The sequence below is a fragment of the Streptomyces sp. NPDC005202 genome (assembly GCF_040608235.1).
Classification (GTDB): Bacteria; Actinomycetota; Actinomycetes; order Streptomycetales; family Streptomycetaceae; genus Streptomyces.
In genome coordinates, this window is record NZ_JBEXHW010000078.1 from 1 (window position 1) to 4556 (window position 4556).

3 protein-coding genes and 3 pseudogenes are annotated in these 4556 nt (G+C 69.2%); 4 read left to right on the plus strand and 2 right to left on the minus strand.

The annotated features are described in order from the left end of the window. Window positions 1–98 precede the first annotated feature (98 nt). Window positions 99–314: pseudogene (locus ABZV31_RS38015) on the minus strand (transposase family protein); the annotation flags it as partial. Between the two features lie 48 nt (window positions 315–362). Here ABZV31_RS38015 and ABZV31_RS38020 point away from each other — a divergent pair. From ABZV31_RS38020 to ABZV31_RS38035, 4 genes and pseudogenes are all read left to right on the plus strand, one after another. Then, a complete protein-coding gene (locus ABZV31_RS38020; protein ID WP_355901427.1) occupies window positions 363–860 on the plus strand; it encodes a hypothetical protein in 498 nt (165 codons plus the stop codon). Then, complete coding sequence (locus ABZV31_RS38025) at window positions 860–1138, plus strand: hypothetical protein (RefSeq protein WP_355901429.1); 279 nt, start codon at window positions 860–862, stop codon at window positions 1136–1138. Before ABZV31_RS38020 ends, ABZV31_RS38025 begins: the two co-directional genes overlap by 1 nt. A 1514-nt stretch (window positions 1139–2652) precedes the next feature. Then, the gene (gene rox / locus ABZV31_RS38030) at window positions 2653–4089 is read left to right on the plus strand and encodes a rifampin monooxygenase (protein WP_355901431.1); all 1437 of its coding nucleotides are present in this window, start codon (window positions 2653–2655) and stop codon (window positions 4087–4089) included. A 108-nt stretch (window positions 4090–4197) separates the two neighbouring features. Continuing rightward, window positions 4198–4353: pseudogene (locus tag ABZV31_RS38035) on the plus strand (NUDIX hydrolase); the annotation flags it as partial. 105 nt (window positions 4354–4458) lie between these two features. On the opposite strand, the pseudogene ABZV31_RS38040 reads toward ABZV31_RS38035, so the two are convergent. Beyond that, window positions 4459–4556 (minus strand): annotated as a pseudogene (locus ABZV31_RS38040) (IS5/IS1182 family transposase); the annotation flags it as partial.

Here is a 4556-nt window from a genome sequence, read left to right on the forward strand (position 1 = left end):
AGCGCCGACACGCACCACAAGCATCAGCTAACCTCGCCTACGCTGCCGCGTAGAACGCAAGCCCGTCCGTGTCTACCGGACCGGAGCAACTCCACCAGGCACACCAGGCGCCGCGCCCTCACCGACACCACCACCCGCCTGCCGTCCACCGGCACGTCCGCGACCGTCCGGCGATGGAAGCCGTGCACCCGCCCGGTCGGCGTCCCGCACACCGGACACGGCACTGGATCATCCCGGGTACGCGCCACCACCCGGACCAGATCACCCTCATCCGCCACACTCTCGACGACTAGCGCGGACAGCCCCGAAAACACAACACCCACAAGGGCGTTGACCTCAAGCCCGCCTCAGCCTGGCACGAGGTGGCCGCCGCCCGGAAGCTCGTGGATCTGCTCCGCGGCCGCCGCCAAAGCGAACGCGTCGCGGTCGGCCCCGGCGCCGCCCGGCTCAACGCCGGCCTCGACAAGGTCATCGCCACCATCAACAACGACCCCCAGCTGCGCGCCCAAATCGCCGACGAGCGGGTCGAAGAAGCTCTGCTCGCCGACGAGTTCCCCAACCTGCACCTGGGCACCGTCAACCACTGCATGTTCGATGCCCCGCAGGCCGAGTGCCAAGACGAGCTCCCCGAAGACCAGCGCGGACTGGCTCCATTGCTCGGGGCCTGCCAGCCGGCCCGCTGCCGCAACTCGACGATCACCCGAGCCCACGCCCCGTACTGGGTCGCGGAGGAAGACGACCTGACCGCCCTGTCCAAGGACCCGCGGCTGTCCCCCCCCAACCGCGAGGCGGTCTTCATCCGGCTCGCCGACGTCCAGCGCATCACCACCCGCGCGCTCGAAGAGGAAGGCCCCGCCTGATGCCGGTATCCGCAGCGTCCGCCGACAAACTGAGGGCGGCCATGGCCCGGCTCCTGGCGGGCGAGCCCCTGCACTCCGACGGCGCCCTCACCAAGGAAAACCTCGCCCGCGAAGCCCAGGTCAGCCACGCGACCGTGCACCGCGCCGAAGACATCCTCGCCGAGTGGGACGCACAGGTCGCCCGCCCCGTCCTGCGCACGCCCGGTGAGGTACAGCGAGACGAGACGATCGCCGAGCTTCGGAAGAAGCTGCTGAAGGCGAGGGCGCACGCCCGCTGAGCAACAAGGAAAGCTCGACGCCCTCGCCACGGTGACGGCGAACCTCTACGCCGAGAACCTCTCCCTGAAGAAGCGGATCGACCGCAGGCGCGTTACCGCCCTACCTGCGGAGAGTCCAAGCCGACGAGGGCGAGATTGATTCGTACTGGGAACGCCGCTTACGTGCCATCGGTTGCCGCCCGGCGGGCTGGACGCAGGGCGACGGCCAGGTACGGCAGTCCTCGCAGCTGGCGCGCATCCACAGGCGCTGCCCGTCACCGCGAAAGCGGATACGGGCCGGGCCTCCGCAGGACTCGCAGATGCGCTCGGATCGGGTCTCGGCCGCATCGGTCAGGGCCATGGCCCAGTTGGCGAACTCTCCATCGAACTCGCCGACAAGGAACCGGTCGGCAAACCGTGATGCGCAGGCGGCCGAACCTCGTCCCGAAGGATTCGACGCGGTAGCCGGCATCCAGGGCGAGCAGCTGCTGGTGGAGCTCGCTGAGCAGAGGACCCCAGCCTGGTCCGACCGTGTCGGCCCAGGCGGGGATCTGCTGTTCGTCGGCGGGGCCGATGGGATCCGTCGTCATGCGATTCATCGTTGCGCGCCCCACTGACAGCGCCGGGTTTATGGGGCTTCGAGTAGTCTGCGCCACCGGCCGTCCGTGAGCTCCTCCTTGAGTTTGTCCCGCGTCATGATTCCTGGCAGGGATCGTTAGTTGATCCCCAGAGAAGGAGTCGTGATGCCTCGTCCACCGGCGATACCCGTGTAGGACAAGGTCAGGATCGTGTTGAGCATCCTGGCCGGTGAGATGACGGTCGCGGAGGCCGCCCGCCGCGCGAAGGTCTCCGAGCAGTCGGTCGGCACTTGACGCGGGACAGAGTTGGCCCCGCTGAGCGCCAGGTTGGCCCGGCATGATGGCGATCATGCGCCGAGGACGCCGAAAACGAATAGGTGGTTCGTTAACGGCACCCGGACCTTAAGTGGTGTCGTCGCCGGCGTGCTCGCTGTCGTGCATGCGTTTGGCGAGCTCCGCCCAGCGCTCGTGCGGCGCGGCGACGAACTCCGTGAGAACGGCCGCGCTCTCGACGACGTTCGAGCCAGCCTTGCTGAAGAGGGTGAAGAACCTCTCGTTCGCGGCTGCATCCGCAGGCCCATGGGAGGTCCTCCTGGACCGCTGGCATCGCCGTACGCGGCGCGTCACCGCTTCGGGAGGAGCTTGTCCGTCCACAGCGGACGACAAAGGGCAAGGAGAGTACCCACTCCTTGCCACTCTCAACGTATAGCGCACCGGGGGGCTTGCGGCAAGGCCCGGGTCGTGCCGCAGAATGGTCGGCCAAGGCCAGAACCTGCGGAAATGACAGATTCGCGAAGTGCGTGTGTTGTTGTCGACGTATGGGTTGCGCGGGAACGTCGAACCGCCGGTGGGACTCGCGGTGCGGTTGTGGGACTCGGCGCGGAGGTGCGGGTGTGCGTGCCGCCGGACTGCGCGGAGCGGCTGGCCGAAATCCAATCTCGTTGAATGGGCGTTTTGATGATTGACGTGATCGTGGTCGGCGGCGGACCGACCGGCTTGATGCTGGCCGGCGAGTTGCGGCTGCACGGCGTGCACGTGGTCGTGCTGGAGAAGTTGACCGAGCCGACCGAGCAGTCCCGCGGGCGCGGCCTGCACGCGCGCAGCGTCGAGATGATGGACCAGCGCGGCCTGCTGGACCGGTTCCTCGCGGTCAGTGAGAAGTTCCAGGTCGGCGGTTTCTTCGGCGGCATCCACAAGCCGTGGCCGGACCGGTTGGACACGGCTCACCCGTACGGCCTCGCCACCCCGCAGCCGGTCACCGAGCGGCTGCTCAACGAGCGTGCTTTCGAACTCGGTGCCGAGATCCGGCGCGGCTGCGAAGTGGTCGGGCTGAGCCAGGACGAGGACGGGGTGACCGTCGAGCTGGCGGACGGCACGCACCTGCGCTCGCGCTACCTCGTCGGGTGCGACGGCGCCCGCAGCGCGGTGCGCAAGCGGCTCGGCGTCGGTTTCCCCGGCGAGCCCGCCAAGGTCGAGACACTGCTGGGTGATATGGAGGTGACCGAGGATCCGGCGACGGTTGCCGCCATCGTCGCGGAAGTCCGCAAGACCCAACTGCGGTTCGGCGCCATCCCCAACGTGGACGGGAACGAGGGGGTGTACCGCATCGTCGTGCCCGCCGACGAAGTGGCCGAGGACCGTACGACCGCGCCGACCCTCGAGGAGTTCAAGCAGCAGCTGCGGGCCTTCGCGGGCACCGACTTCGGCGCGCACTCGCCGCGCTGGCTGTCCCGGTTCGGCGACGCCACCCGGCAGGCCGAGCGCTACCGGGTCGGCCGGGTGCTGCTGGCCGGCGACGCGGCGCACATCCACCCGCCGACCGGCGGGCAGGGGCTCAACCTCGGCCTGCAGGACGCGTTCAACCTCGGCTGGAAGCTGGCCGCCGCGGTCAACGGCTGGGCACCGGAGGGGCTGCTGGACAGCTACCACGCCGAACGGCACCCGGTGGGCGCCCGCGTGCTGGACAACACCCGCGCGCAGATCACGCTGCTGGGGACCGATCCGGGTGCGACCGCGCTGCGGGAGCTGTTCTCGAAGCTGATGGACTTCGAGGAGGTGAACCGGTACGTGACCGGGATCATCACCGCGGTCGGGGTCCGCTACGACTTCGGCGAGGGCCACGAACTGCTCGGCCGGCGGCTGCGGGACGTGAAGCTGAAGCGGGGGCGCCTCTACGAGCTGATGCACGGCGGCCGCGGGCTGCTGCTCGACCAGACCGGCCGGCTCTCGGTGGCGGGCTGGGCAGATCGGGTCGACCACGTCGTCGACGTCAGCGAGGAACTGGACGCGCCCGCGGCGCTGCTGCGGCCGGACGGCCACGTGGCGTGGGTCGGTGAAGATCAGCAGGATCTGCTCAGCCAGCTGCCCAAGTGGTTCGGCGCTGCCGTCAGCTGAGCGCGCAGTTGCGGTTCGAAAGGATGTGACCTATCTCCGGCCGAGTTCGGCGCGGTCCGGTGCCGTACCTCCCGCTGAGTGCCGCGCCACCAGGCCGGGCCAACCACGGTGCTCAGCGGGGCCAACTCAATCGCTAAAGGGCCAAAGGCCGTCGTCATCCACGAAGGCCGCATCCTGCTGCAGCGCGCCCACGGGGAGGGGCAGGACTGCTACTTCCTCCCCGGCGGCGGCCAGCACCACGGTGAACCCCTCGACACCGCAGTCCGCCGGGAGGTCCTGGGGGAGACCGGCCTGAATGTCGCCCCCGAGCGCCTGCTGTGGCTGCTGTGGCTGCGCGAGTACATCGGTGCCCACCACGACGGCGCCCCGAACGCCGCGCCAGTCCTTCATTCTGTTGATGGCCCGTTCAACCGTGTTGCGGTCGCGGTAGAGGTCGGTGTCGTGGGTGACGGGCCTGCCGCCCCGGC

Excerpts from the sequence above, each read along its gene's own strand:
- ABZV31_RS38025 (WP_355901429.1), top strand. The coding sequence starts at position 860 with ATGCCGGTATCCGCAGCGTCCGCCGACAAACTGAGGGCGGCCATGGCC.
- rox (WP_355901431.1), top strand. The coding sequence starts at position 2,653 with ATGATTGACGTGATCGTGGTCGGCGGCGGACCGACCGGCTTGATGCTG.